Annotated in this window: 25 protein-coding genes; 12 read left to right on the forward strand and 13 right to left on the reverse strand. The window is 70.4% G+C overall.

Translation table 11 applies throughout. From position 1 onward, the window contains the following. Positions 1-108: 108 nt before the first annotated feature. The 3 genes from ACFY10_RS05475 to ACFY10_RS05485 all read right to left on the reverse strand — a co-directional run bounded on the left by ACFY10_RS05475 (position 109) and on the right by ACFY10_RS05485 (position 3162). Complete coding sequence (locus tag ACFY10_RS05475) at positions 109-867, reverse strand: SDR family NAD(P)-dependent oxidoreductase (RefSeq protein ID WP_390663713.1); 759 nt, start codon at positions 865-867, stop codon at positions 109-111. Positions 868-941: 74 nt separating this feature from the next. Beyond that, on the reverse strand, positions 942-2237 hold the full coding sequence (locus ACFY10_RS05480) for a sigma-70 family RNA polymerase sigma factor (protein WP_390663714.1): 1296 nt from the start codon (positions 2235-2237) through the stop codon (positions 942-944). Positions 2238-2277: 40 nt separating this feature from the next. Then, positions 2278-3162: a LysR family transcriptional regulator gene (locus ACFY10_RS05485; RefSeq protein WP_390663715.1), complete on the reverse strand. Its 885-nt coding sequence runs from the start codon at positions 3160-3162 to the stop codon at positions 2278-2280. Between the two features lie 130 nt (positions 3163-3292). Between ACFY10_RS05485 and ACFY10_RS05490 the strand changes: the two genes are divergently transcribed. Then, positions 3293-4189, forward strand: a complete 897-nt coding sequence (locus ACFY10_RS05490; RefSeq protein ID WP_390663716.1) for an SDR family oxidoreductase — start codon at positions 3293-3295, stop codon at positions 4187-4189. On the opposite strand, the gene ACFY10_RS05495 is transcribed toward ACFY10_RS05490, so the two are convergent. The 3 genes from ACFY10_RS05495 to ACFY10_RS05505 are packed head-to-tail and all read right to left on the reverse strand — an operon-like array spanning position 4174 to position 6986. Then, complete coding sequence (locus tag ACFY10_RS05495; protein WP_390663717.1) at positions 4174-5085, reverse strand: LysR family transcriptional regulator; 912 nt, start codon at positions 5083-5085, stop codon at positions 4174-4176. The genes ACFY10_RS05490 and ACFY10_RS05495 overlap by 16 nt on opposite strands. A 9-nt stretch (positions 5086-5094) precedes the next feature. Beyond that, positions 5095-6009 (reverse strand): DMT family transporter, encoded by a 915-nt coding sequence (locus tag ACFY10_RS05500; protein WP_390663718.1) that lies wholly within the window; start codon positions 6007-6009, stop codon positions 5095-5097. A 35-nt stretch (positions 6010-6044) separates the two neighbouring features. Then, entirely contained in the window at positions 6045-6986 is a 942-nt protein-coding gene (locus ACFY10_RS05505; protein WP_390663719.1) for an EamA family transporter, read from the reverse strand. Between the two features lie 122 nt (positions 6987-7108). On the opposite strand from ACFY10_RS05505, the gene ACFY10_RS05510 reads away from it, so the two are divergent. From ACFY10_RS05510 to ACFY10_RS05525, 4 genes are all read left to right on the forward strand, one after another. Next, a complete protein-coding gene (locus tag ACFY10_RS05510) occupies positions 7109-7618 on the forward strand; it encodes a MarR family winged helix-turn-helix transcriptional regulator (RefSeq protein WP_390663720.1) in 510 nt (169 codons plus the stop codon). Positions 7619-7697: 79 nt separating this feature from the next. Continuing rightward, complete coding sequence (locus ACFY10_RS05515) at positions 7698-8324, forward strand: hypothetical protein (protein ID WP_390663721.1); 627 nt, start codon at positions 7698-7700, stop codon at positions 8322-8324. 66 nt (positions 8325-8390) lie between these two features. Then, positions 8391-9188, forward strand: coding sequence for a hypothetical protein (locus ACFY10_RS05520; protein ID WP_390663722.1), 798 nt, complete (start codon positions 8391-8393; stop codon positions 9186-9188). Positions 9189-9190: 2 nt separating this feature from the next. Then, the gene (locus tag ACFY10_RS05525; RefSeq protein ID WP_390663723.1) at positions 9191-10975 is read left to right on the forward strand and encodes a hypothetical protein; all 1785 of its coding nucleotides are present in this window, start codon (positions 9191-9193) and stop codon (positions 10973-10975) included. On the opposite strand, the gene ACFY10_RS05530 is transcribed toward ACFY10_RS05525, so the two are convergent. From ACFY10_RS05530 to ACFY10_RS05540, 3 genes are all read right to left on the reverse strand, one after another. Continuing rightward, a complete protein-coding gene (locus tag ACFY10_RS05530) occupies positions 10947-11291 on the reverse strand; it encodes an NUDIX domain-containing protein (protein WP_390663724.1) in 345 nt (114 codons plus the stop codon). The genes ACFY10_RS05525 and ACFY10_RS05530 overlap by 29 nt on opposite strands. 16 nt (positions 11292-11307) lie before the next feature. After that, positions 11308-12234 (reverse strand): radical SAM protein, encoded by a 927-nt coding sequence (locus tag ACFY10_RS05535; RefSeq protein WP_390663725.1) that lies wholly within the window; start codon positions 12232-12234, stop codon positions 11308-11310. Between the two features lie 157 nt (positions 12235-12391). Then, on the reverse strand, positions 12392-13840 hold the full coding sequence (locus ACFY10_RS05540; RefSeq protein ID WP_390663726.1) for an FAD-dependent monooxygenase: 1449 nt from the start codon (positions 13838-13840) through the stop codon (positions 12392-12394). A gap of 128 nt (positions 13841-13968) precedes the next feature. On the opposite strand from ACFY10_RS05540, the gene ACFY10_RS05545 reads away from it, so the two are divergent. Further along, entirely contained in the window at positions 13969-14565 is a 597-nt protein-coding gene (locus ACFY10_RS05545) for a TetR family transcriptional regulator (RefSeq protein WP_390663727.1), read from the forward strand. 66 nt (positions 14566-14631) lie between these two features. Here the strand turns inward: ACFY10_RS05545 and ACFY10_RS05550 are convergent, their stop codons facing one another. From ACFY10_RS05550 to ACFY10_RS05560, 3 genes are all read right to left on the reverse strand, one after another. Continuing rightward, positions 14632-14883, reverse strand: a complete 252-nt coding sequence (locus ACFY10_RS05550; RefSeq protein WP_390663728.1) for a hypothetical protein — start codon at positions 14881-14883, stop codon at positions 14632-14634. A 71-nt stretch (positions 14884-14954) separates the two neighbouring features. Further along, positions 14955-17042: a 4-alpha-glucanotransferase gene (gene malQ / locus ACFY10_RS05555; protein ID WP_390663729.1), complete on the reverse strand. Its 2088-nt coding sequence runs from the start codon at positions 17040-17042 to the stop codon at positions 14955-14957. Beyond that, positions 17043-17276 (reverse strand): hypothetical protein, encoded by a 234-nt coding sequence (locus ACFY10_RS05560; protein WP_390663730.1) that lies wholly within the window; start codon positions 17274-17276, stop codon positions 17043-17045. A gap of 190 nt (positions 17277-17466) precedes the next feature. Here ACFY10_RS05560 and ACFY10_RS05565 point away from each other — a divergent pair, with 190 nt between their 5' ends. Genes ACFY10_RS05565 through ACFY10_RS05575 form a run of 3 tightly spaced genes read left to right on the forward strand, consistent with a single transcriptional unit; the run spans position 17467 to position 20044 of the window. Then, entirely contained in the window at positions 17467-18000 is a 534-nt protein-coding gene (locus ACFY10_RS05565; RefSeq protein WP_390663731.1) for a PadR family transcriptional regulator, read from the forward strand. Then, on the forward strand, positions 17997-18701 hold the full coding sequence (locus ACFY10_RS05570) for an ABC transporter ATP-binding protein (RefSeq protein WP_390663732.1): 705 nt from the start codon (positions 17997-17999) through the stop codon (positions 18699-18701). The genes ACFY10_RS05565 and ACFY10_RS05570 overlap by 4 nt, the downstream gene beginning before the upstream one ends. After that, positions 18698-20044, forward strand: coding sequence for an ABC transporter permease (locus ACFY10_RS05575; protein ID WP_390663733.1), 1347 nt, complete (start codon positions 18698-18700; stop codon positions 20042-20044). Before ACFY10_RS05570 ends, ACFY10_RS05575 begins: the two co-directional genes overlap by 4 nt. A 103-nt stretch (positions 20045-20147) precedes the next feature. Here ACFY10_RS05575 and ACFY10_RS05580 read toward each other — a convergent pair whose 3' ends face one another. Continuing rightward, on the reverse strand, positions 20148-20684 hold the full coding sequence (locus ACFY10_RS05580) for an HNH endonuclease (protein ID WP_020116449.1): 537 nt from the start codon (positions 20682-20684) through the stop codon (positions 20148-20150). Between the two features lie 323 nt (positions 20685-21007). Between ACFY10_RS05580 and ACFY10_RS05585 the strand changes: the two genes are divergently transcribed. From ACFY10_RS05585 to ACFY10_RS05595, 3 genes are all read left to right on the forward strand, one after another. Further along, the gene (locus ACFY10_RS05585; RefSeq protein ID WP_390663734.1) at positions 21008-22105 is read left to right on the forward strand and encodes a mechanosensitive ion channel family protein; all 1098 of its coding nucleotides are present in this window, start codon (positions 21008-21010) and stop codon (positions 22103-22105) included. Positions 22106-22322: 217 nt separating this feature from the next. Continuing rightward, positions 22323-23534 carry an ROK family protein gene (locus tag ACFY10_RS05590; protein ID WP_390663735.1) on the forward strand — a complete coding sequence of 404 codons (1212 nt, stop codon included), beginning with the start codon at positions 22323-22325 and terminating at the stop codon, positions 23532-23534. Between the two features lie 61 nt (positions 23535-23595). Further along, positions 23596-24957, forward strand: coding sequence for an ABC transporter substrate-binding protein (locus tag ACFY10_RS05595; RefSeq protein ID WP_390663736.1), 1362 nt, complete (start codon positions 23596-23598; stop codon positions 24955-24957). The last annotated feature ends 1 nt before the right edge of the window (position 24958 follow it).

Consider the following 24958-nt stretch of genomic DNA (forward strand, 5'->3'; position numbering starts at 1 on the left):
GTGCCGCGATGGGCCGTGGATCGTCTGCGGCACCATCGTGGCTGGTCGCGCAGTTCCCCGCGCCCCTTTAGGGCGCCCGGCCGTGTGCCGGGCGCCCTTCGCGCGTCCTCACCGCGCGATCATTCCGCCGGTCACGTTGACGAACGTGCCGGTGATGCCGCCCGCGTGGTCGGAGGCGAGGAAGACAGCGGTGGCGGCCACCTCGGCGAGGGTGGGGTTGCGGCGCGTCATCCGCATCCCGGCGAGGTTGTCGACGATGCCCTGGACGGCGGCCTCGTCGATCGCCGGGTTGACCGCGGAGAGCTTCTCGACCGTGAACGTCTCGGGCACCCCGGCCGCCCACAGCCCCACGGCCCGCACCCCGCGCGGCCCCAGCTCCAGGGCCAGGTTCCGCACGAGCGTGTCGATCGCCGCATCGGCCGGACCGGTGCCGCCCATCATCGGACTGCCGTGCGCGGAGCCGCTGTTGAGGGTGAGGATCACTCCGGAGCCGCGCTCGGCCATACGGCGGCCCGCGGCGCGGGCGGTGATGAAGCCCGCGCGGACGCCGTTGACCACGGGCCGCAGGAAGTCGTCCACGGGCATGTCGGTGAGCGGGGCGCCCTGTACATCGCCGCGTGTGACCAGGTTGAACGAGATGTCGACGTCGCCGACGCCCGCGAGGTGCTCCTCCACGGCCGCCTCGTCGAGCGCGTCCACGACGGCGACCTCGGCGTCCTTGATGTCGGCGGCCACCGCCTCCAGCGTCTTCCGTGTGCGCCCCACGAGGTGCACGCGGGCGCCCTCGGCGGCGAAGGCACGGGCCACTGCACCGCCGATCGAGCCGCCGGCGCCGTAGATGATCGCGGTCTTGTCGGTGAGCAGCATGAGGATCAACTCCCTGTCGGGTGGTGTCGTCAGAGTCGGTCATACAGACGCACGGCACCGCGATCTCTCATCGGTCACAGCCGCAGCGGCAGCCCGAACGCCGGGAACAGATGCGGTTCGAAGGACGTGATCTCCACGATCCGGTCATCGGCGTCGAAGCGGAGCACGTCGAGGACCTGGGCGCGATGGACGGTCGTGCCGGGCCTGCGGACGTAACCACCCACCGCCAGCTGCCCGTTGGCGCGGGCGGGCAGATGGCGCCAGTGGCCGAAGAACATGGGGGACGCGGGGTCGAGGGTGGGGCGCAGGAACTCGACGAGGGCGTCCCGGCCGGTGAACCAGAACGGGTTGGGCGGCATGGTGAGCGTGACGTCCTTGCTGAGCAGGTCGGTCATCGCGGCGAAGTCGAGCTGCTCGGCCGCGGTCATGTACCGCTGCAGGACGGCGCGTTGGGCCTGTGTCGGCACGCCTGCGCTCCAGTCCGCGCGCTGCCCGGGCAGGTGGTCGCGGAGGGTGGGCCGGGCCCGCTGCAGGGCGCTGTTGGCCGAGGCCACGGTCAGGTCGAGGGCCTCGGCGGTCTCGGCGGCGCTCAGCCCGAGCACGTCCCGCAGGATCAGCACGGCCCGCTGGCGGGGCGGGAGGTGCTGGATGGCGGCGAGGAAGACCAGCTCCAGGGTCTCGCGGGAGACGGCGGCGACGTCCGGCCGGTCCTCCTCGGCCGTGGGCAGCTCGTCGTCGGGGTAGGGCTGCAGCCAGGTGATCCGGGCGGGTGCCTCGCCTGTTCCGTGGTTCATGCCGGGGACCGGTTCGTAGCGCTGGGGGCGCCGGGCGGTGCGGCGCTGGAAGTCCAGGCAGGCGTTGGTGGCGATGCGGTACAGCCAGGTGCGGGCACCGGCCCGCCCCTGGAAGCCGTCCCGGGCCCGCCAGGCCCGCAGGAACGTCTCCTGTACGAGGTCCTCGGCGTCGTCGTAGGAGCCGGTCATGCGGTAGCAGTGCACCTGGATCTCGCGGCGGTGGGACTCGGTGAGGGTGGCGAAGTCGGCTTCGGCGAGGAGGCCTTTCGTCACGGGGGCCGGCGTGACGGAATCGTTCGCGCTGTCCCGGGCGACCCGGGCGATGCGTCGCAGCTGCGCGACGGCGGCCGACAGTTCGGTCGCCCCGGAGTAGAGGACGGAGGCCGGCTGCGGCACCAGCTCCGTCACCCGGCGCCCGATGTCGTCGATGAGCCCCTGCACACTCGCCCCGGTCTGCTGCCGCTCCCGGTACGCCTTCTGCCGGCAGGCGGCCGAGCAGTAGACGGAGCTGCGGCCGGTACGGCCCTTCCGGCCGGGCAGCGGCTTCGCGCAGACGGCACAGACGTCGGCGACCACGGGCACCTCCGGAGTTGCGTCACGCGGGGACGGGGTGACGCTATCGCGGGTCGGTGCCCGTGAGGTGGCTGCGCGCACACTTGCGGAAATCCGTCACCAGTCGGCTGCGGTCGCCGGCCCGGGTGGCCAGGACGACGTGGCAGGGCTCGACGCCGTGCAGGGGGACGGCGGTGAGGTCGGGGCGCAGCGCTCGGCCGCGCACGTCGGCCGCGACGACCAGGGCCTGTCCCTCGGCGACGACCTCGAACTTGTCCTCCAGCGCCTCGATGACGGGGCCGTCGGGTGCCCGGCTGCCGTCCGGCCGGGGGTCGAGGCGCCAGAAGGCGTTCACGGCCGGATCGGCACCGAGCAGCCGCGGCAGAGGTTCGTCGGCGATGTCGTCCAGGGTGACGGACTCCTTGCCGGCCAGCCGGTGGTCGAGAGGGACGATCACGGTCCTGGGTTCGTCGTAGAGGACCGTGACCTCCAACTGGTCGGTGGGGAAGGGCAGTCGGGCCACCACCGCGTCCGCCCGATGGTCCAGCAGCGCCGCGTGCACATCGCCCCAGTCCAGGTGCGTGGACCGCACCTCGGCATCCGGGTGTCGGCGCCGCAGCTCGCGCACCGCCGGGGTGACGATGATCCCGGCCGCGAAGCCGACGGTGAACCGGCTGGGCTCGGCCGCCGCCCTGGCCTGTGCGGCGGCCTGGGCGGCGGTGCGCAGCAGCGCCTCGGCCTGCGGCCGGAACACCTCGCCGGCCTCGGTGAGCCGGGTGCCCCGCGGGGTGCGGTCCAGGAGGCGGGCGCCCACCTGCTGTTCCAGACGGCGGATCTGCCGGCTCAGCGACGGCTGGGTGATGTGCAGGGCCTCGGCGGCCCGGCCGAAGTGGCGGTGTTCGGCGACGGCGGTGAAGTACCGGACGAGGCGCAGATCGAGGTCGGCCATACGATCCAGCGTAGCCATCTGGGGTGATGCCTGAAGCGCATTGCTCCATGCGAAAGAAGCTTTGGACGCGGGCCGCGGTCCCTTCCGAGGATGTAGGCACATCCACTCCCCTCTCTTCGAAGGACTGACCATGCGCGTATTCGTCACGGGCGCGACCGGATTCATCGGTTCCGCCGTCGTCCGCGAACTTCTCGACGCCGGGCACGAGGTCACCGGTCTCGCCCGCTCGGAGGCGTCCGCCGCGTCGCTCAAGGCCGCCGGGGCCGAGGTGCACCGCGGCTCGCTGGAGGACCCGGACAGCCTGGCCGCGGGGGCCGCCACGGCCGACGGGGTCGCCCATCTCGCCTTCATCCACGACTTCTCGGACCTCGACGCCGGGTACGCGGCCGACCGGCGAGCCATCGAGACGATCGGGGCGGCGCTGGACGGCTCGGGGAAGCCCTTCATCGTCGCCTCGGGCACGGCGTTGCTCCAGCCGGGAACGGTCGGCACGGAGGAGGACACGTTCCAGCCGGGGTCGTTCGGGGCGCTCCGGGGTCGCAGCGAGATCACTGCCCTCGCGCTGGCCGACCGCGGGGTCCGCTCGATGTCCGTCCGGTTCTCCCCGGCCGTGCACGGCCGGGGCGACCACGGCTTCGTCCCGATGCTGATCGCCACCGCCCGCGAGAAGGGTTTCGCGGCCTACGTCGGCGACGGCGCCAACCGCTGGGCCGCTGTGCACCGCTCGGACGCCGCCCGCCTGGTCCGGCTGGGCCTGGAGTCGGCACCGGCGGGCTCCTGCCTGCACGCCGTCGGCGACGAGGGCATCCCGTTCCGCGACATCGCCGCCGTCATCGGCCGCCATCTGGACCTGCCGGTCCGGTCCATCGCCCCCGAGGAGGCCGAGGCCCACTTCGGCTGGCCGGCCACCGTCGCCGCCCTCGACGTACCGGCGTCGAACGCCCTGACCCGCAAGTGGCTGGGCTGGGAGCCGACGGGCCCCGGTCTGATCGAGGACCTGGAGGAGGGGCACTACTTCGAGAGCTGATCCGCCGCGGCTTCCCGCAAGGCCTCCAGCACCCGCCCCACCGCCGCCCCCTCCCCGGCCCCCTTCCGCACGGCCGCCACGACGTGCCGGTGCGGACGGTCCGCGGTCAGCTCCCGCATCACCACGCCACGCTCCCTCCCCACGGCCGCCATGCGCGGGACGAGCGCCACGCCCATCCCGGCCTCGACCATCGCCAGGATCGCCGTCCAGCCGGCCGCGGAGTGGCCCTGTACCGGGCTGAATCCGGCCGCCTCGCAGGCTCCACGCGTGATCTCGGACCAGGGCCCGCTCCCGCCGAAGATCCACTCCTCCTCCGCGAGGTCGGCCAGCCGCAGCCCGTCGGCCGAGGCGAGCGGGTGGTCCCGGGGCAGGGCGACGTCAAGGGGGTCGGCGAGCAGCGGGACGCGGGTGAAACGGGGGTCGGCGGCCGTCGGGGCCTGTGCGGCGAGGGACAGCGCGAGGTCGACGTCTCCGGCGGCCAGCAGCTCGTACGCCTCCCCGGCCTCCGCCTCCCGCACCCGTACGGTCACCCCGGGATGCGCGGTCCGCAGCTCCTTCACGGCCGGTACGACGAGGGCGGGCACGGCGGTGGAGAACGCCCCGACCCGCACCTCGCCCGCCTCTCCCTGCAGGTAGGCCGCCAACTCGGCGTCCGCCCGCTCCAGTTGCTCGAACACGGCCTCCGCGTGCCGCAGCACCAGCCGCGCCGCGTCCGTCAGCCGCACCCGCCGCCCCTGCGCCTCCAGCAACGGCACCCCGAGTTGCTTCGCGAGGTTGGTCAACTGCTGCGACACCGCGGACGGTGTCATCCGCAACGCCTCGGCCGTCGCGGTCACGGTGCCACGCTCCCGCAGCACCCGCAGGATCTGCAGCTTCCGGATGTCCCACTCGACCATGGCGGCAACCTATACGGCGGCCCCCAGCATCACCCCGCCGAGAATCAGCGCCATGCACAGCAGCTGCGCCGGGCCCACCCGCTCACCGAGCACCGCCCAGGACAGCAGGGCCACGCACACCGGCTGCAGGTAGTAGACGACGCCCGCGCGGGCCGCGCCGACCAGGGAGACCGCCTTGTTCCAGGCGAAGAAGGCAACGGCGGAGGAGGCGACACCGACGTAGAGGAGCGGGAGGACGGTGCCGGAGGTGGGCGTGAAGCCGCCCTGGACGCTGAGGCTCACGGCCTGGGCGGGCAGCAGCATCGCCGCCCCCAGGAGGAAGGTCGTGAACAGGAAGGCCGTACTGCCGAGTTGGGCCGGCCGCCGTCGCAACAGGGCGCTGTAGGACCCGAAGCAACAGGCCGCGGCGATCATCCAGAGGTCACCGGGGACGCTGTATCGATCTGCGGCTCCGCCGCGGGCCGTCCCGCCGCCGACCAGGAGCACCACCCCCGCGCACGCCATCAGCAGCCCGGCGACCCGGCGCCCGCCCAGCCGTACGCCTCCCACCCGCTCGAACACCGCCATCAGCACCGGTGAAGCGGCCATGATCATGCCCATGTCGGCGGCCCGGGTGGTCAACCCGGCCTGGTTCACGAGGGTGTTGTAGGCCGCGACCCCGAGAAGCGAGGCGAGCAGCACGAAGCCGAAGTGGCGCCGGATCACATCCCGCTGCCGCCAGGCCTGTCGGGCTCCGAACGGCGCCACCGCCACCAGCGCCACCACCCACCGCCAGAACGCCTGCTGCACCGGCGGCACGCTGTCGTGCAGAGCCCTGGAGGTGACGAAGCTGCCGGACCAGACGACGGTGGCGAGCGCGGCGAGGACGAGCCCGAGGAGAGGGGCGGTGGTACGGGAGGTTGTCCGGTGGAGGGCGAGAGCCACAGAGGTCCTTTCGCTGGTCGGTGATCTCGGCGGATCTACCGTCGCAGCGCCACACCTGTCACGTCCATCGAATCTTTTCGATGATTTTTTGAAGCAGAACTGAATGATTGGTCGGCCGCCCCGGCCGGGCGCGCGCCCAGCTGACCCGCCACCGTCGCCCCGAACGCCAGCGCCATGCCGGCCAGTTGAACCGGCGTCAGCGTCTGGCCGAGCGCCGCCCAGCCGACCATCGCGGCCGTCAGCGGCGACAGCGGGCCGAGGAAGGTGACCTGGGTGGCGGTGAGCCGGCCGATACCGCGGAACCAGAGCCAGTACGCGACCGCCGTATTGGCCAGGGCGAGGTACAGGTAGCCGCCGATCGCACGGCCGTCGAGTGCGGGCGGCGCACCCTCGACCAGGAGCGCGAGGGGAGCGATCAGCAGACCGCCCGCGGTGAGCTGCCAGCCGGTGAGGGCGAGCGGACCGACACCCTCGGGCCGGCCCCACCGCTTGGTGAGCACCGTGCCGGTGGACATGGACGCGGTGGCGGCGAGGGCCGCGAGGACCCCCAGCGCATCCAGCGCCCCGGCCGCCTTCAGTACGACCAGGCTGACGCCGGACGCCGCCGCAACCCCGGTGAGCAGCGTCCGTACCGTCGGCCGCTCCCCCAGCAGCACCGCCGCGAGCCCGGCGACGAACAGCGGGCCGACGGACCCCACGACCGCCGCCATACCGCCGGGCAGCCGGTACGCGGAGAGGAAGAGCAGGGGGAAGAAGGCGCCGATGTTCAGCGCGCCGAGGACCGCGGACTTCCACCACCAGGCGCCGCGCGGGAGGACGCGGGCGGACGCGAGCAGGAGCAGACCGGCAGGAAGGGCCCTGGCCAGGGCCGTGAACAGGGGGCGGTCGGCCGGGAGGAACTCCGTGGTGACGGCATAGGTGGTGCCCCAGGAGACCGGGGCGAGGGCGGTGAGCAGGACGTTCGCGGGCCGAGTCATGGCCGGGTCCTCTCTCGGAGGCGGTTCGCAGAGATCGCTTGGCAGGAAGTAGCTTAGCTCTAAGCAACTTTCCGTCAAGTCAGTTTCTTGCGGGCGACCGGAATCGAGCGGATACTCGCCGCATGAGTGCACAGCCCAAGGACCCCGTCGACGCGATCATCGAGCAGTGGGCTGCCGTGCGCCCCGACCTCGACACCCGGGCGATGGAGGTCTTCGGCCGCATCTTCCGGCTCTCGCGCGCCATGGGCGACCGGATGGAGAGGGCGTACGCGCCCTACGGGATCTCACGCGGCGAGTTCGACGCCCTGGCCACCCTGCGCCGCTCCGGCGAGCCCTACACCCTCTCGCCCCGCCAGCTCTCCGCCACGTTGATGCTCACCACGGGCGGCATGACCGGCCGCCTCGACAAACTGGAACGCGCCGGCCTGCTCCGCCGCTCCCCCGACCCGCACGACCGCCGGGGCCTCCAAGTGACCCTCACGGAGAAGGGGTTGAACATCGTCGACGAGGCGGTCGCCGCCGGCCTCACCGCCGAAGCGGAGGCCCTGTCGGCACTGAGCGAGAAGGAGTCCGGGCAACTGGCCGGGCTGCTACGGCAGTTGCTGGCCTCGACGGGGCACACACAGCCGTAGGGCCCGCCCGGGCGGCGACCGCGCCCCGGTCCGGCACGGAGCCATTTCCTCCGTCCGACCACCGCGCCATCATGACGGCGTGAGAATTACGCCGGCCGAGGCGGCAATCGTCGGCACCGCGGTGGGCGCGACGGCCACCTTCAGCGCAGCCTTGATCACACAGCGGGCCACGACGAAGAGGGACCGGGAACGTCGGCTGTGGGACCGCCGCGTGGACACGTACGCGGAACTGATGAGCGCCGTCCACCTGTTCGCCCGTATGCGGGCTCAAGCACTCGACGACACGCTCCCCGAGAACGACGCACGACGGACCGAGGCACACGAAACCGCCGCCGCGATCGCGGCCCGCGTCGAGATCTACAGTCCCAAGCCGTTGATCCTGGCATGCAAGGAATCCTTCGACCTGACGGACAAATGGCAGGAAGCCTGGGAGAAGTGGTGCGCCCAGGACCCCAACGTCCGCCTGGACACCGGTGCCGACAAGCTGTGGCGCAAGTTCACAGAGTACGTCAAGGAGTCCAGGAAAGCCGATCGCAACCTCCTGGAACTGCTGTTGTCAGATGTTCACGGAGAATCTCCGAAGCAGAACGGAAGATCGAGAAAGCGATTTCTCAGAATCCCAATTCCGTTCACCACCGTAAACCCTCCCGTCACACGCGAGACAACTTCGGCGAAAACAGCACTCACGAAATCCGATCAAAGCTAGCATTGCGTTTTCCGGGCGGGACACCCGGACCACATGAAAGGATCGGACGGGGGGAGCCGAACCGTAATGCGGAACGAACATCTGATCGACCTGTACTACAACGGAAATCCCATCGGGTGCGGGCTGCGCATCGAACGAACATTCGCACTGACGGCCGTTCATCTTCTTTGCGAAAAGATCGGCGCCGACGCGTGCACCACGAAGCCGTCACTCCACCTGGAGGACGGAACCCCGGTTTCCATCGTGTCCTGCAACACTCCGTCGGACCTGGCCCGGCTCAGGATCGAACTGAATGGCAGTCGAGCGCCTCTGTCGGACATCACCTTCCGCAAGGCACGCGACGGTGAAGCGTGGTGGGCGACGGCTTCCGCGGCACCCAACAAGCCTTTCTTGTCGGGAAAGGTCGTCGAAGTGGATTCCGTCTACTACAAGACGGCCACACTCACGGTCAAAGCCATGCGCCTTCGCTGCGAAGTGCCGATGGACGACCATGCGACCTACGCCGGCAGCCCGATCGAGTCGACGCCGCAGAGTTCGCCTCCGGAAGTCCTCGGCCTCCTGGTCCAGCCGAGAGGAAACAGCTCCACGGGCGACGAAGCATTCGCCGTGTCCATAGCGGAAGCGTTCCGGCTGCTCGGCTCGAGGACAAAGAACACTGGCATGCGGCCCTCGCCCGGCTATATCCGCGCCCAATGGATCTTGCCCGGGAATCGGCCGCCCGGCGAAAAACCGAAGAAGCGGCCACCGGAAAAGAAGCCGAAGAAACGACCGCTGGAGGCAGGAGCGACGGAGAAACCGCCGGAGGCCACAGCGAAGACCCCGCCGGAGGAAGAGACCCGACAACGTCCCCCGGAGGAGAAATGACCATGGACGCCGACCTCAGCCTCGACGAGGCGATAGCGCTCGCGGACAGGGCGGCCGACGAGGAGGAGAGCGCGCAGGGCGCTGCGGAGGTGAGCCCCCCACGACAGGAGACCGAGGACCTGCTCACCGGCTACGTCAACCGGATCTGCGCCGACGCGACGCTCTGGGACAACGATCCGAAGATCGTCGCCCGGCACACGCATCTCGCCCAGTGCCTGCTGGACCTCGGCATGAAGAAGGAGTCCAGGGACCTGACGAACACGACGATCAGGCGCATGGAACGCGCCGAGAGCGACGCCATCGTCTACACGGAGGCCGAACTCTGGAACCACCTCGGTGCGTTGCTCGCGGATCAGGGCGATCTGACAGGGGCCAGGGCCACCCTCGTGTGCGCGCTCGGCCGGGCCCACCAGGACGAGTCACAGGAGCGGTACGAGACCCGTGAGCGGGCCGCGATTCTCGCCAACCTGAGTGAGGCGAGTCTCCAGATGAACGATCTCGAGGCCGCGGACTTCTGGGCCGACAAGGTCCTCGCTGAACTCAGGCGCCCATGGGAACCGGACCTCACGGCCCGGCTGGCGGCCGACCGGGTGAAGCTGGCGATCGCCCGAACTCGCCATGACGCCAAGGCACTCGAGAGTTCGCTGGCCCGGTTCGAGGAGTCGGTGCAGCTCTTCGTCGAGCGAGAGGGCAGCCAGGCTCTGCGGGCCCTCGATGCCCAGATAGCTCTGGCCTCCGCGCGTCAGGAGTCGCACCCGGACGGACAGCACATCGCGGAACTGGAGTATCTGCACGCGACGACTCATGCGACCCTCGGCCCGGAGCACCGCGAGACGATCATCGCCCAAGCCGCGCTGGCTGCCGCCGAGTTCGATGCGGTGGACGGCTGGGAGGGATCGGGCGAACCCAAGGACGCCCCCCGCATGACCGCGGCCATCAAGGCGCTCGAGGCGGCCAGGAACTACGCCGTGGAGTCCCCGGACCTCGGCCAGGGACATCCGCAGACACGGATCCTGCGAGACGCGCTCGCCGACATGCACGCGGCCGCCAAGTCCGCCGACCCCCCTCTCTCAGAGCTCGGGAATCTCTACGACTACCACCTCGAGAAGGTGTACCTGCCGCACGAGAGCGACGCACGCAACAGCGCGAAACAGCAAGCGCTGGCGAGGGAGTCGGACGAGATCCGGCTCATAGCCCACGCGGGAGCCTCCTACTTCCTGAAGGAGATCGACCTCTTCTACGGGCCTGTCGTCGACGCTTTGCAACGCAACGTGCACTTCAAGGTCGTCATCAGCAGCCCGTGGAGCACCCTTGCCGCCTTCCTGCCGGGCAACCCGACGGCAGATCCCGGCAATTACGGGAACATAGACGAACTGGTGAGGCGCAGCGACTACTACCAGAAGGCGTTCCGCCCGGTTGTCCGATCCTACCGACGCCTCAAGAAGCGTTACCCGGATCACGTCGAACTGAGGGTGACGCCCTTGGACATTCCAGGGTCTACGTTGCTCACTACGGATGTCGGTTTCTTCGAGCCGTACATCACGTCGAACCCCGGCCGGCGGACCCGTCGAGGTATGAGCGTGTTCGAGGTGGAGTTCCGCAAGGACAGCCAGTACCACCCCGACAGCCTCGAGGAGTTCAACACCCAGTGGGAACTCTCCAGCACCTGGGACGAGTTCGAGGCGAATGAGAAGGAGCACATCGAGACGCTGCGGGCCGAAATGCAAGCACACGGCTACGTCCGCGATCGGGAAAAGGTCAGGAGGGGAGAAGTACCCCGTCCCTGATCCTCTGCAGTACCGGCACCGAGCCGACGAACAACAGATCCGGCAGCGCGTCCATCGGCCAGAACTCCCAGCCCGCGCACCGGTCCGGCTCCCGTACCCGGATCTCGCCCGCGTAGCTCAGAATCTCCACACCGACCTGCATGTGGTGGTTGGCGGCGGGATCCGGGTCGGTGACGCATACGACGCGTGCCGCCCGGGCGCGTGCCCCGGTCTCCTCTTCCAGCTCGCGGCATGCTGCCCCGGTCAGCGACTCCCCCACCTCGAGGTGTCCTCCGGGAAGCCCCCAGGTGCCATGCCCGAAGACGTTGCTCCTCAAGCCCAGCAGGATCCGGTCACCTGAGCGAACGATCGCCTGTACGCCCACGCGCACGTGTGCCGTCATCACCACTCTTTTCGTCGTCCGGATACGTTCCCACGAAGTTCTCGACGTTCCTGAACGGCGAGACCAGGCCGGCCGAACGGGACCCGCCGTCTTCGAGCAGAGTGAAGAAGTTGCCGAGCCTGCGTTCCCCGTCGTCGTCGATGACGACGACCTCGCAGTCGGGGTCGATGAAGAAGTAGCTGCCCGTTCGGGTGGAGTTCCGGTAGACCCGCAGGGCGACACCGCGCTCCTCGGCCGCGCTTCTGCAGCGGTCCACCACCTCTTCGAACTGTTCGTCGCCGACCGACAGCCAATCACTGTTGTCCGCACCGTAGTTTGTCTCCGACATCTGGTACACCTTCCAGATATCGGGAAGCCAGGCGTCCTCCTCAATGAGGTCGAGAACTCTCGGGGCTCCGGAAACATTGCGCCGGGTAACCACGGTCCCCAGCTTCACACCCACGTACTGATGGTTCTTCCGCACTTCCCTCAACAGCTCGAGGACTCTTTTCCGGTGCGGCGCCACCCCCGTTCTGAGTTCCCTGTGCTCCTTTTCGTCCGCCGATTCCAGAGGAAGCGCGATCCATGAAAGTCCTGGAAGTACTCGCTCCATGGTGCGAAGGGGCGCAAGACCGTTCGTGCTGAGGACGACTCGAGGAGGGTGGCCGTAGGGGAGCGGCATGCTCAACTCCCCGACGAGATCGGCCAGATACTGCAGAAGCGTGGGCTCGCCTCCCGAGATGACCACTCCTTGCACGCTTTCCTCCCGCAGTTTCGCGGCAATTCGGAGTGCGTTCTCGCGAGGCATGGTGGGGATTTCATGGCGGGGACCGAAACAGAATGGGCAGTCGAGATTGCATCTGCCAATGGGACGAAGATCCACAAAAGGGGGGAGCATCTGGCCGACACTACCGGCACATCGATGCCCCCGAGGGTCGTTGAGGGAAGCGTCACCCTATTGCTTGAAGTCGCTCCTCCTGTTGTTCCATGACACGCCGTCACTCCGCTTCTGACACTTCCCCGAAGCCGGAAAGATCACTCGTTCTGTCCGGTCCTCACTCCCGTCCCACATGGGCGGCGACCGCCTCCTCGATCGCCCCGGCGTCCGCCGAGTCCGCCGCCCAGGCCACGTATCCATCAGGGCGGACCAGGACGGTCGTACGCCGGTCGCTCGCCCAGCGCTCCACCGCGAGCCGATCCTTGCGGGTGCCGTGGCCTTCGTACGCCTGTGGGGTGATCAGCACGAACCTGCCGCCGCGCAGGGCCTCGTAGAGGCGGCCGCTCTTCAGGGCGACGTCCGGGACGCGGGTGCCGGTGAGGCGGTGGGCCCCGCGGGGGGCGGGGTAGCGGTAGCCGATGCCGGTGATCTGGCCGACCGCCCTGCGCCGGGCCGGACCCACGGTGTTGAGGAAGGTGGTGAGCGCGGCCCGCAGCGCCAGTTCCCAGGGGCGCTTGGCCATCGCGAGGCGGACGATGCCGCCGCTACTGCGCAGGACCGACCTGCCGACGGGGTGGCGCTCGGCCTGGTAGCTGTCGAGGAGGGCGGCTTCCGAGTGGCCCTGGACGACGGCGGCCAGCTTCCAGCTCAGGTTGGCCGCGTCCTGCAGACCGGTGTTCATGCCCTGGCCGCCGGCCGGGGTGTGGACGTGCGCGGCGTCCCCGGCGAGGAAGACGCGGCCCACCCGGTAGGCGGGCGCCTGGCGTTCGTCGCTGTGGAAGCGGGACATCCAGCGGGCGTCGTGCATGCCGAAGTCGCGGCCGAGGGCGAGCCGGGTGACCTCCCTGACCTCGTCCAGGTCGAGGGGTTCGCCGTCGGGAACGTTGCGGGCGCGGTTCCAGGCGATGACGCGGTGGTAGCCGTCGCCGAAGGGCGCGAGGAAGGCGAAGGCGTCGCCGACCGCGTTGACGGTCAGCAGGTTCTCCGGCTCCTCGGCAAGGCGTACGTCCGCGAGGACGACGGAACGGATGGCGGAGCGGCCGGGGAAGGGGAGCCCGATCGCGTCGCGCACGGCGCTGCGCATGCCGTCGGTGCCGACGACGTACGCAGCCCGCAGACTGTCGGCCGCCCCGCCGGGGCCGCGGACCTCGACCGTCACACCGTCCGCGTCCTGGGCGAGCCCGGTCAGCTCGGTCTCGTACCGGAAGTCCACACCGGCCTCGACGGCACGCCGCTCCAGGGCCTTCTCCACCTCGTACTGCGGGATCACGAGGAGGTGGTTGAAGCGGGAGTGGAGTGTGCCGAGCTGGACGGTGAGGCGGCCGAAGAGGCGGAGGCTGTCGAGGGGGCGGCCGACGGACTCCAGGCCGTCGGCGAGACCTCGGGCATCCAGCTGCTCGAGGGTGCGGGCGTGCAGGACGAAGGCGCGGGACAGGTTACTGATCTTGTGCGGGCGCTTTTCGAGGAGGGTGACGGGGACACCGGCGGTGGCGAGGTCGCCGGCCAGCAGAAGACCGGCGGGACCCGAGCCGACGACGATCACGGAGCGGTCGGTGGTGCCGTTCATGGTGACCTCCAGTTGCCAACGCTTGTTTGCCAACGCTTGTTGACGAGAGTAGCGAGGACCTTCGGCAGGGGTCAACACTTGTTGGCAAACAGTTGTTGGCATACATTCGTTGGCCTACGCTCGTTGGCATGAACGGCAGCAACAGCAGAAGCACAGGTTCCGACAGCGGCGCCCGGCGCCGTTCCGACGCCACCCGTGAGGCGATCCTCACCGCGGCCCGCGAGCGCTTCGCCGCCGACGGCTACGAGCGCGCCACCATCCGCGCCATCGCCAAGGACGCGAACATCGACCCGTCCATGGTGATGCGCTACTACGGCAACAAGGAGGGCCTGTTCGCGTCGGCCGTCTCCGTCGATCTGCGGCTGCCCGACCTGGCCGGGCGGCCCCGGCAGGACGTCGGCCGCGCCCTTGTGGCGCACTTCCTCGACACCTGGGAGGAGAACGAGGTGCTCACCGCGCTGCTGCGGGTCGGTGCGACCAACCAGGCCGGGGCCGAGCGCATGCAGGGCATCTTCCGGGACCAGGTGCTGCCGGTCGCCCGCCAGGTGTGCCCGGACCCCGAGCAGGTACCGGCGCGGGCCGCGCTCGTGGCGACGCAGCTGCTCGGGCTGGCGCTGACCCGTTACGTCCTGCGGATCCCGCCCGTGGTGGCGCTGCCCCCCGAGGAGATCGTGGCGTGGCTCGCACCCAGCCTGCAGCGGTATCTGACGGCGCCCAGCCCGTGAGAACACAGCGAGGGCGTCGGCCTCACCCTACGTACGGTGAGGCCGACGCCCTCGGGAAACGTGAGGTCAGGCCTTCGCCTTGGCCTTCGGCTGGCGGTCCTTGGACTTGTCCAGGACCATCACCAGGCCCGCGATGACCGCGAACAGGGCGAGGGGGGCCAGGACGTAGAGGCCCAGCGTCTCACCGACGCTCAGCCCCTTGCCGGGGTCTTCGCCGTCGTCATGGATCAGCGCGGAGGCGGGGGACGACATGAGCAGCATCATCAGCGTCGTACCGGCGGCCAGGGCGCCGGCGCGCAGGGCGTTCTTCTTGTCCACGTTGTCAAACGTATCGAACGACGATCGGGGCCGCTCGTTCGGGGGGGTGCTGTAAGCGATCCGCCCCCTCCTCACCCCTGCCGCACCGTCCGCAGTACGTCGATCAGCGCATGCAGCCGCGGCGACCCCGCCAGTTCCTCCAGGGTCACCGGGCGGCCCTCCGCGTCCGCGATCGGCAGTCGCCAGTTCGGGTACTGGTCCCAGGTGCCCGGGAGGTTCTGGGGGCGGCGGTCGCCGATCGTGTCGGGGAGCCAGATGCCGATCATGCGGGACGGGGTGCGCAGCAGGAAGCGGTGGACGGCCTGGATCTCGGCCTCCTCCTCCGATACGCCGTGCGCGCCGCCCGTCCCGTGCAGCAGGCCGAGGCGGGTGAGCAGGCCCAGCCACTCCCCCGTGTCGTTCGCCGCCTCCGCGCGCTCCTCCTCCAGCGGGCGGGTCAACAGGCCCAGGCGGTCGCGGAGTTCGACGTGTTCGCCGGTGAGGCGGGCGGCGGTGGGCGGCAGGTCGTGGGTGGTGGCGGTGGCCAGGCAGTCGGCGCGCCAGGCCTCCGGCGGGAGGGGCTGCCCGTCGCCCTCCCAGTCCCGCTCGAACCACAGGACCGACGTACCGAGCACCCCGCGCTCGCGCAGGGTCTCCCGCACCCCCGGCTCGACCGTGCCCAGGTCCTCGCCGATGACGACCGACCCGGCGCGCGAAGCCTCCAGTACGAGGATCGCGAGCATGGCCTCGGCGTCGTAGCGGACGTACGTGCCCTCCGTGGGCGGATGTCCCTGCGGCACCCACCAGAGGCGGAACAGGCCCATGACGTGGTCGATGCGCAGGGCTCCGGCGTAGCGGAAGAGGGCCTTCAGCAGGCGGCGGTACGGCGCGTAGCCGGACTCGGCGAGACGGTCCGGTCTCCAGGGCGGCAGGCCCCAGTCCTGGCCGCGTGCGTTGAAGGCGTCCGGCGGCGCGCCGACCGACATCCCGGCGGCGAAGTACTCCTGCTGCGCCCAGGCGTCGGCGCCGTCGGGGTGCACCCCGACGGCCAGGTCGTGCACGATCCCGACCGGCATCCCGGCCTCGCGTGCGGCGCGCTGGGCCTCGGCGAGCTGCGCGTCGGTGAGCCAGGCGAGCCGGGAGTGGAAGTCCACCCGGTCCATCAACTCCCCGCGGGCACGGGCCGTTTCGGCCGAGCGGGGGTCGCGCAGGGCGGCGGGCCAGCGGCTCCAGTCGGAGCCGTGCACCTCGGCGAGGGCGTACCAGGTGGCGTGGTCCTCCAGGGCCTCGCCCTGCTCGGCGAGGAAGTCGACGTACGCGGCACGCCGTCCGGGCCCGAGCTCCACCTCGCGGATCAGCTCCAGCGCCTCCCGCTTGAGCTCCCACACGGCGTCCCGGTCGATCAACGCGCCCTTCTCCAGCACCGCTTCGCGCAGTTCGGCGGCGCGCCCGAGCAGCGCCCGCAGGCGCTCGCGGTCCTCGACGTATGCGTACTCGGGGATGTCCTCGACGCGCAGGTGCACGGGGTCGGGGAAGCGGCGGGAGGAGGGGCGGTAGGGGGAGGGGTCGGTGGGGGCGCCGGGCACGGCCGCGTGCAGCGGGTTGACCTGGACGAATCCCGCGCCGAGCGCACGGCCGGCCCAGGCGGTGAGCTCGGCGAGGTCACCGAGGTCGCCCATGCCCCAGGAGCGTCGGGAGAGCAGGGAGTAGAGCTGGACGAGCAGGCCGTACGAGCGTGCGGTGGGCGTGGGCAGCCGGGGCGGGGCGACGACGAGGTGGGCCTCGGCGCTGCGGCCGTCGGGCGCGTCGGCCGTCAACCGGTGGACGCCGGGCGGGAGTTGGTCGGCGGACGCCCGCGTCTCACCCTGCTCGGTCTCGATGCGCAGTCGGGTGCCGGCCGGGAGGGCCGCGAGGGCGGGGGACGTGGCGCCGCTCCACAGGACCACCGTCGGCGGCAGCAGCCGCTCGCTCAGCTCCCGCTCTCGGGCGGCGAGCGCGGCACGGACCGCGTCGTCGGTGCTCGCGTCGACACCGAGGGCGGCCAGAGCAAGGGTGACGGCGGTGGCCGAGGCCGCGACCGTGCGGTCCGGGGAGGGGCTGTAGGAGGTGGCGACGCCGTACAGCCCGGCAAGCCGGGACAGGTCCTCGGAGGGCGGCTCGGTCGGCCCCAGCGCTGCCATCTAGGGCCTCGTGCAGTCCGGCTCGGGGGCAACCGCCTCGCTGGTCAGGGGTGCGGCGTCGGCGAGCGGGGGCTCGCTGGTGAGGGGCTCGGCGTCGGGCAGGGGCGGTTCGCTGGTCAGCGGGGTCTCGGCGCAGGCGCCCTCCGCGCTGAAGGCGCACAGATGCGTTTCGGGTTCGGCGAACGCCTCACGTTTGGAAAGGGGCGAGAGCAGAAGATGTGCCGATGCGGCCACGGGGGCCTCCTTGTCGAGTACGGCATGGCGGGATACCGCAGCCCTACCCAGCGGGCGCGACGGCAGACGTACGGGATGGAACTCAGTGCCTCTCGTCACATTCTGGGCCGGACACTGAGTCAAGTCACCTTCCGATCGCCTTCCCGGGAACTATTCACTCAGTACATGTAGCGAGTGCATAATGATCCGCATGAGCACCCGCCACATCCTGTTGGGGCTGCTCGCCTCGGGGCCGAGCCATGGCTACGACCTGAAGCGGCGGCACGACGAACGTTTCCCGCAGGCCCGTCCGCTGGCCTACGGGCAGGTCTACACGACCCTGCAGCGCCTGGTCCGGGACGGCCTCGCTGAGGTCGAGGGCACCGACTCGGACGGCGGCCCGGAGCGGACGACGTACCGCTCGACCGACGACGGGGCGCGTGAACTGGCCGAGTGGGCCGGGGAGATCGCCCCGCCGGCGCCGTTCGTGACGAACGAGATCTTCGCCAAGGTCGTCGTCTCGATCCTGTCCGGCGGCGACGCGGACGATTATCTGCGGGCCCAGCGCGCCGCGCACATGCAGCGGATGCGGGAGCTCACGGCGGTCAAGACGGCGCCCGGCGCCGATCTCGCGACCGTGCTCTCGGCGGACTACGCCCTCAACCACCTCGACGCCGACCTCCGTTGGATGACGACCACGGCGGCCCGGCTCACCACCCTGACCGCGGAGGTCGACGCAGCATGAGCAACGGGGACAGCCCAGACAGCACGGTGCCGCTCCTGGCGGCCCGTGACCTCACCAAGGCGCACGGCAGGACCGAGGCCCTGCGCGGCGCCTCGGTGGAGCTGCGGACCGGCGAGATCCTCGCCGTGACCGGCGCCAGCGGCAGCGGGAAGTCGACGCTGCTGCACTGCCTGGCCGGCATCGTCCGGCCGGACGCGGGCTCGGTGACGTATGCCGGGCAGCGGCTCGACCGACTGCCGGAGAAGCGGCTGAGCGAGCTGCGCCGCAGCGACTTCGGTGTGGTCTTCCAGTTCGGGCAGCTGATCCCCGAACTGACGGCGCTGGACAATGTCGCGCTGCCGCTGATGCTCGCGGGCAGCTCCCGCAAGGACGCCCAGACACAGGCCGGCGAATGGCTGGAGCGATTCGGCGTACGGGGGCAGGAGGCGCTGCGTCCCGGTGAGCTGAGCGGCGGCCAGGCGCAGCGGACGGCGCTGGCGCGGGCCCTGGTCACCGGCCCGCAGATCGTCTTCGCGGACGAACCGACCGGGGCGCTGGACTCCCTGGCGAGCGAGCAGGTGATGACGGCCCTGGTGCACACCGCCCGCGAGGCGGGCACCGCCGTCCTGCTGATCACGCACGACGCCCAGGTGGCGGCGTACGCGGACCGCGAGGTACGGCTGACCGACGGGGCCGTGGCGCCGGCGGGGGTGACGGCATGAGGGCCGATCTCCGGCTGGCCTGGCTGCTCACCCGGGGTTCCGACCGGCGGGAATGGTGGCGGATCGGGCTCACGGCACTCGGGGCGGCGATGGCGACAGGCATCGGACTCGCGATCGTCTCGCTCGCCTCACTGGACGGGTACTACTCCGTGTCCGTCGGGTCCGGGCTGCTCGACTCCGACAGCGACCGGCGCGGAGTGATCTTCGCGTTGGGGCTGCTGCTCATCCCGGTGCTCGGGTTCCTCGGGCAGTGCGCGCGCATCGGAGCGGTGCACCGCGACCGGCGGCTGGCCGCACTGCGGCTCGCGGGGGCCGCGCCCGGGCAGGTGCGGCGGATCGCGGCGCTGGAGTCGGGGCCGGCCTGCCTGGCCGGTTCGGCGCCGGCCACGGCCGCCTTCGTACCGCTGTGGTCGCATCCGACAGCCCTGGCCTGGGCGGGCTTCGCCCTGGTGGCCGCGGCCGTACCCGTGCTGGGCGCGGCTGTGAGCGCCCTGTCGCTGCGCCGGGTGGTGGCCTCGCCGCTCGGGTGGGTACGGCGGGTGCGGGCCACGCGGGGTCCGGGACGGCTGTTCAAGTCGGTGACCTGGCTGCTCGCGGCGACGCTGCTGTTCATCGTCGTGGCCCCGGTCTTCAGCGACTCCTTCACCTTCGGCCCCGGCCCGCTGACGCTGATCGTCCTGATCCTGTTGGTCAGCTTCACTGCACTGTGGCTGTCCGGCTCGTCGTCCCGGCAGCTGGGCAAGGGCCTGGCCGCCCGCGCCCGGCGCCCGGAGGTACTGATCGCGGCGGAACGGCTGCGCGAGGACCCGTGGGCGGCGGCCCGTACGCACGCGGCGGTGCTGCTGGTGACGGTCGTGGGCTCGGGCTTCGTCGGCATCCGGCAGGTGCTGCTCGCCGACCTCCACGCCATCCGCCGCGAAGGACACCTGGCCGCGGACATGGCGTACTACACGACGGGCATCGACCTGACGGCCGCGGCGGTCCTCGTCGCCCTCGCGCTCATCCTCACGAGTCTCGCCGTCGGCGCCGCCGAGTCCCTCGCCACGCGGCGCCGGGGCCTGGCCGCGCAGGCCGCCGCCGGAGTGCCGTACGGGGTGCTGGCCCGGGCGCTGCTCCTGGAGACCGCGCTGCCGCTGGCCCCCGCGGTCGCGGTGGCGGGCATCGGCGGCCTGGTGATCAGCGCCTGGTACGCCTCGGTCTCCACGGACTACATCGTGGCGCCGGTGCCGTACGGCATGCTCCTGGTGCCGTTCGCCGTGTACGTGTGCTGTCTGCTGGCGGTGGCCACCTCGATCCCGCTGCTGCGCCGCTCCGTCCGCCCGGCCGAGCTGCGCTACGCATGACCGCATGACCGTCCGGCCCGGGAGTACGGGGGGCTCCCGGGCCGGACACCTCGTTCATCGCACCGCATGCCCTGTGAACAGGGGTATGCGAAAGCCCGGATCGTCAGGCGGAAATGCCGTCGATCCGGGCCATGGCGTCCTCCGCGCCGTACGGCTGCAAGTAGGGCAGCCAGCGCGGGTCCCTATGGCCGGTCCCGATGATGCGCCAGGCCAGACCGGTGGGCGGGGCCGGTTTGTGGCGCAGCCGCCAGCCAATTTCGAACAGGTGTCGGTCGGCCTTCACGTGGTTGCAGCGACGGCAGGACGCCACCACGTTGTCCCAGACGTGCTTGCCCCCGCGGCTGCGCGGAATGACATGGTCGACGCTGGTTGCGACGCCACCGCAGTACATGCACCGGCCCCCGTCGCGCGCGAAGAGCGCCCGCCGGGTAAGAGGAACGGGCCCCCGATAGGGAACCCGGACGAATCGCTTGAGCCGGACCACGCTGGGTGCGGGGACTGTGACGGTTGCGCTGTGCATGAAGGCGCCGGATTCCTCCAGGGAGACAGCCTTGTTCTCCAGGACGAGGACGAGCGCGCGGCGGAGCGGTACGACGCCGAGCGGCTCGTACGACGCGTTGAGGACCAGGACATGCGGCACGGATGCCTCCTTGGGCGTCGGCGGCGCGTGGCTCGCGCCGGGACGATCTGTAGTCAGTCTCCCCTCTTGCCTGGTGGAAGCGCCACCATGTCCCGGTAACGGGCTGGGAGTGTTTTCGACCACATCTGATTCATCCCCCGGAGAGGCAGCGGTTTATCCCACCTGCGCAACTCGGGGTGAGCACGGTCTCTCCTCAGAAGATGGCAAGGATTCGCACACCGTGCCCCGATAGTGTGGTGGACCTGCCGTCGCGGTGACCTTTTCGTGACCTTGACCGAGTCGACGTGCCGGACGGCAGACCGTTGCACCTGGAGGTACCTGCCGTGTCCTTGCCCGCCGTCCTACTGGCCGCCGGTTCGTCGCCGTCGCCGTCTCCCTCGGAGTCGACGACCCCGGCGGTGCCCTCGCTCCAGGACGCCCAGGAGAGCGCGACCAACGCCGCCAGCTGGGTCGAGCAGAACTGGTCGACCTGGCTCGCGATCGGGCTGCGGGTCCTGCTGATCCTGGTGATCGCGGGTGTGCTGAGAGTGGTCGTGCAGCGGTCGATAACCAAGCTGATAGACCGGATGACCCGTACCGCCGAGGCGGTCGACGGGACCTCGCTGGGCGGCCTGCTGGTCAACAACGAGCGCCGCCGCCAGCGCTCCCAGGCGATCGGCTCGGTGCTGCGCTCGGTGGCGTCCTTCCTGATCCTGGGCACCGCGGCGCTGATGATCCTGTCCACGTTCCAGATCAACCTGGCCCCGCTGCTGGCATCCGCCGGCGTCGCGGGCGTGGCGATCGGTTTCGGCGCCCGCAACCTGGTCACGGACTTCCTCTCCGGCGTCTTCATGATCCTGGAGGACCAGTACGGCGTCGGCGACTCGATCGACGCGGGCGTGGCCTCCGGCGAGGTGATCGAGGTCGGCCTGCGTGTCACGAAACTCCGCGGCGACAACGGCGCGATCTGGTACGTCCGCAACGGCGAGGTCAAGCGCATCGGCAACCTCTCCCAGGGCTGGGCGACGGCCGGCGTGGACGTGACCGTGAAGGCGAACGAGGACCTGGACCGCGTGAAGTCCACCCTCGACGAGGTCGCCGAGAAGATGAGCGCGGAGGAGCCCTGGAACGAGCTCCTGTGGAGCCCGATCGAGGTCCTCGGTCTGGACAGCGTGCTGCTGGACTCGATGGTGGTCCGCGTCTCCGCCAAGACGATGCCCGGCAAGTCCCTCGCCGTCGAACGCGAACTGCGCTGGCGCATCAAGCGCGCCTTCGACGCGGCGAACATCCGCATCGTGGGCGGCGCGACGACCCCGGCGGACGAGGAGGAGACCGCCGACCCGACGGCGGCGGTCGCGGCCCCGTCGGTGTTCTCCAACTCGGACTCCCCACAGGCGGCAGCGGCATCGCCGCTCGCCCAGCAGCGGCCGTCGGCGAAGTAGTACGCACCTGATCCACCACCGCCCCCGCAGGTAACGACTCTGTTGCCTCGGGGGCGGTTTCTATTGACGCCTCCTTCGCCTCGGGCTTACGTTCCTTTCCAGCCAATAGGAAACTTTCCTAACAGTGATCGGGAGACGGCCCGTCGGTGATCAGTCGATGGACTAACCTCCCTGGTCGCTGAGAAGCTGGGCAGTCGAAAGGCAGGTGTCGACACACATGGCAGGAACAGCCGGTACGCCGGGCACCCCGCGCGTCCTGCGCGCCATGAACGACCGCGCCGCCCTGGACCTCCTCCTGGAGCACGGGCCCCTGTCCCGCACGCGGATCGGCAAGCTCACCGGCCTCTCCAAGCCGACCGCCTCCCAGCTGCTCGCCCGTCTCGAAGCGGCCGGGCTCGTCCTCGCCACCGGCACCACCGAGGGACGCCCCGGCCCCAACGCCCAGCTGTACGAGGTCAATCCGGCCGCCGCGTACGCCGCGGGACTCGACGTCACCCCCGAGCGCGTCCTCGCCGCCGTCGCCGACATCACCGGCCGCACGGTGGGCTCGTACGAGCTCCCGACCCCGGGGAGGCGGCCCACCCGGCCGGTCGTCCGGCAGGTCACCGACGCCCTCGACGGCGCCGTGAAGGCCGCGGGGCTCGCCCGCGACGACGTCCACCGGCTCGTCATCGGCACCCCCGGCGCCTTCGACCCCAACACCGGGCGCCTGCGCTACGCCTCCCACCTCCCGGGCTGGCACACCCCGGCCCTCCTCGACGAACTCGCCGCCGCCCTGCCGATGCCGGTCGAGTACGAGAACGACGTCAACCTCGCCGCCGTCGCCGAACAACGGCTGGGCGCGGCCCGCGGCCACGAGGACTTCGTGCTGCTGTGGAACGAGGGAGGCCTCGGTGCCGCCCTCATCCTCGGCGGGCGGCTGCACCGCGGCTGGACCGGCGGCGCGGGAGAGGTGGGTTTCCTTCCAGTTCCGGGCGCCCCTCTGGTCCGGCACGTGACCAAAGCCAACAGTGGCGGCTACCAGGAGCTGGCCGGCTCCCAGGCGATCCCGCACCTCGCCGGTGAACTCGGCATCGGACAGATCCCCTCGGGGCCCTACGCCGAGGTCGCCGCCGCCCTCGTCGAGCGGGCCGCCGCCGAGGACACCGTCCTGGGCCGCAAGCTCCTGCAGACGTACGCGACCCGGCTGGCCACCGGTCTCGCCTCCCTCGTCTCCGTCCTCGACCCCGAACTCGTCGTCCTCAGCGGCGCCTCGCTGACCTCGGGCGGCGAAGTGCTGCGTGCGCTCGTGCAAGCCGAGCTGGAAGAGCTGGCCGCCTCCCGGCCCCGGCTCGTGGTCGGCGACGTCCGTGAACACCCCGTGCTGCGCGGCGCGCTGGAGAGCGCGCTCGCAACCACCCGCGACGAGGTCTTCGACACCTCGCGCTGAACCCCCGTAGCCCCACCCCCCTTCCCTCGCCATGCCCACCGCGCCACTGGGAGACCTCGCCATGCCCGAAAAGTCCTGGAAAGTCATACCCGAAGTGTCCCGAAGGGCGGCCGTCGCTCTCGCCGCCTCCGCCTCCCTCGCCCTGCTCGCCACCGCCTGTACCGGCCAGTCCTCCTCCAGCGCCGACGACGACGCCTCGAAGAACACGACCATCAACTTCTGGCACGCCTGGAGCGCGCCCAATGAAGTGAAGGCCGTCGACTCCCTGATCGCCGGCTTCGAGAAGGCGCACCCCAACATCCATGTGAACGTCGTCGCCAACATGACCGACGACAAGATCAACCAGGCGCTGCGCACGGGCGGCGACAAGGCTCCGGACGTCATCTCCTCCTTCACCACCAACAACGTCGGAAAGTTCTGCTCGTCGGGTGCGCTGGTCGATCTCAACCCCTTCTTCAAGAAGGCGGGCATCGACCCGGCGGCGACGTTCCCGAAGGCGATGAGCGAGTACACCCAGTTCGACGGCAACCGCTGCTCGGCACCGCTGCTGGGCGACGCCTACGGGCTCTACTACAACAAGACGGCGTTCGCGAAGGCGGGCATCAAGACCCCGCCGAAGACGTGGTCCGAATTCGCGGCCGACGCCAAGAAGCTGACCATCAAGGACGGCGACAGCTACAAGCAGCTCGGCTTCATGCCGGACTACCACGGCTGGGAGACGACGACCGAGCACTACTTCGGCCAGTTCTCTCCGACGTACTTCGACAAGGCCGGCAAGTCGCAGCTCGCCACGGACCCCGCCTTCGAGGCCGGATTCACGCTCCAGAAGAAGCTCGTCGACGAACTCGGCGGCTTCAAGAAGCTGGAGACCTACCGCTCCAAGCTCGGTGACGAATGGGGCGTCAAGCACCCCTTCCACACCGGTCAGGTGGCCATGCAGCTCGACGGTGAATGGCGTCTGGGAATGGCGCTGGCCGCAAAGCCCAAGTTCGAGATCGGTGTCGCTCCGCTGCCCGTCCCGGACGACCAGGCGAGCCAGTACGGCAAGGGCTACATCACCGGCACCATCACCGGTATCTCGGCCGCCAGCCACAAGCAGAACGCTGCCTGGGAGCTGGTGAAGTACATGACCACGAACACGGACGCCGTGGTGAACTTCTCCAACGCCATCCACAACGTGCCCTCGACGCTGGCCGCCCTGAAGTCCCCCAAGCTGAAGTACGACCCGCGCTTCAAGACGTTCCTGGACATCGCCGCGAACCCGGACTCGACCACGTCTCCCGCCTCCGTCAACGGCGGCGTGTATCTCGCGACGATCCAGAACTTCGGCTACGACTACGAGAGCGGAAAGGTCACCGACCTGAAGGCCGGCCTGAAGAAGACGGCCGCGCAGATCGACACGGACATCGCGCAGGCGAAGTAGT

This window comes from Streptomyces sp. NPDC001401 (assembly GCF_042895385.1).
Lineage (GTDB): Bacteria > Actinomycetota > Actinomycetes > Streptomycetales > Streptomycetaceae > Streptomyces.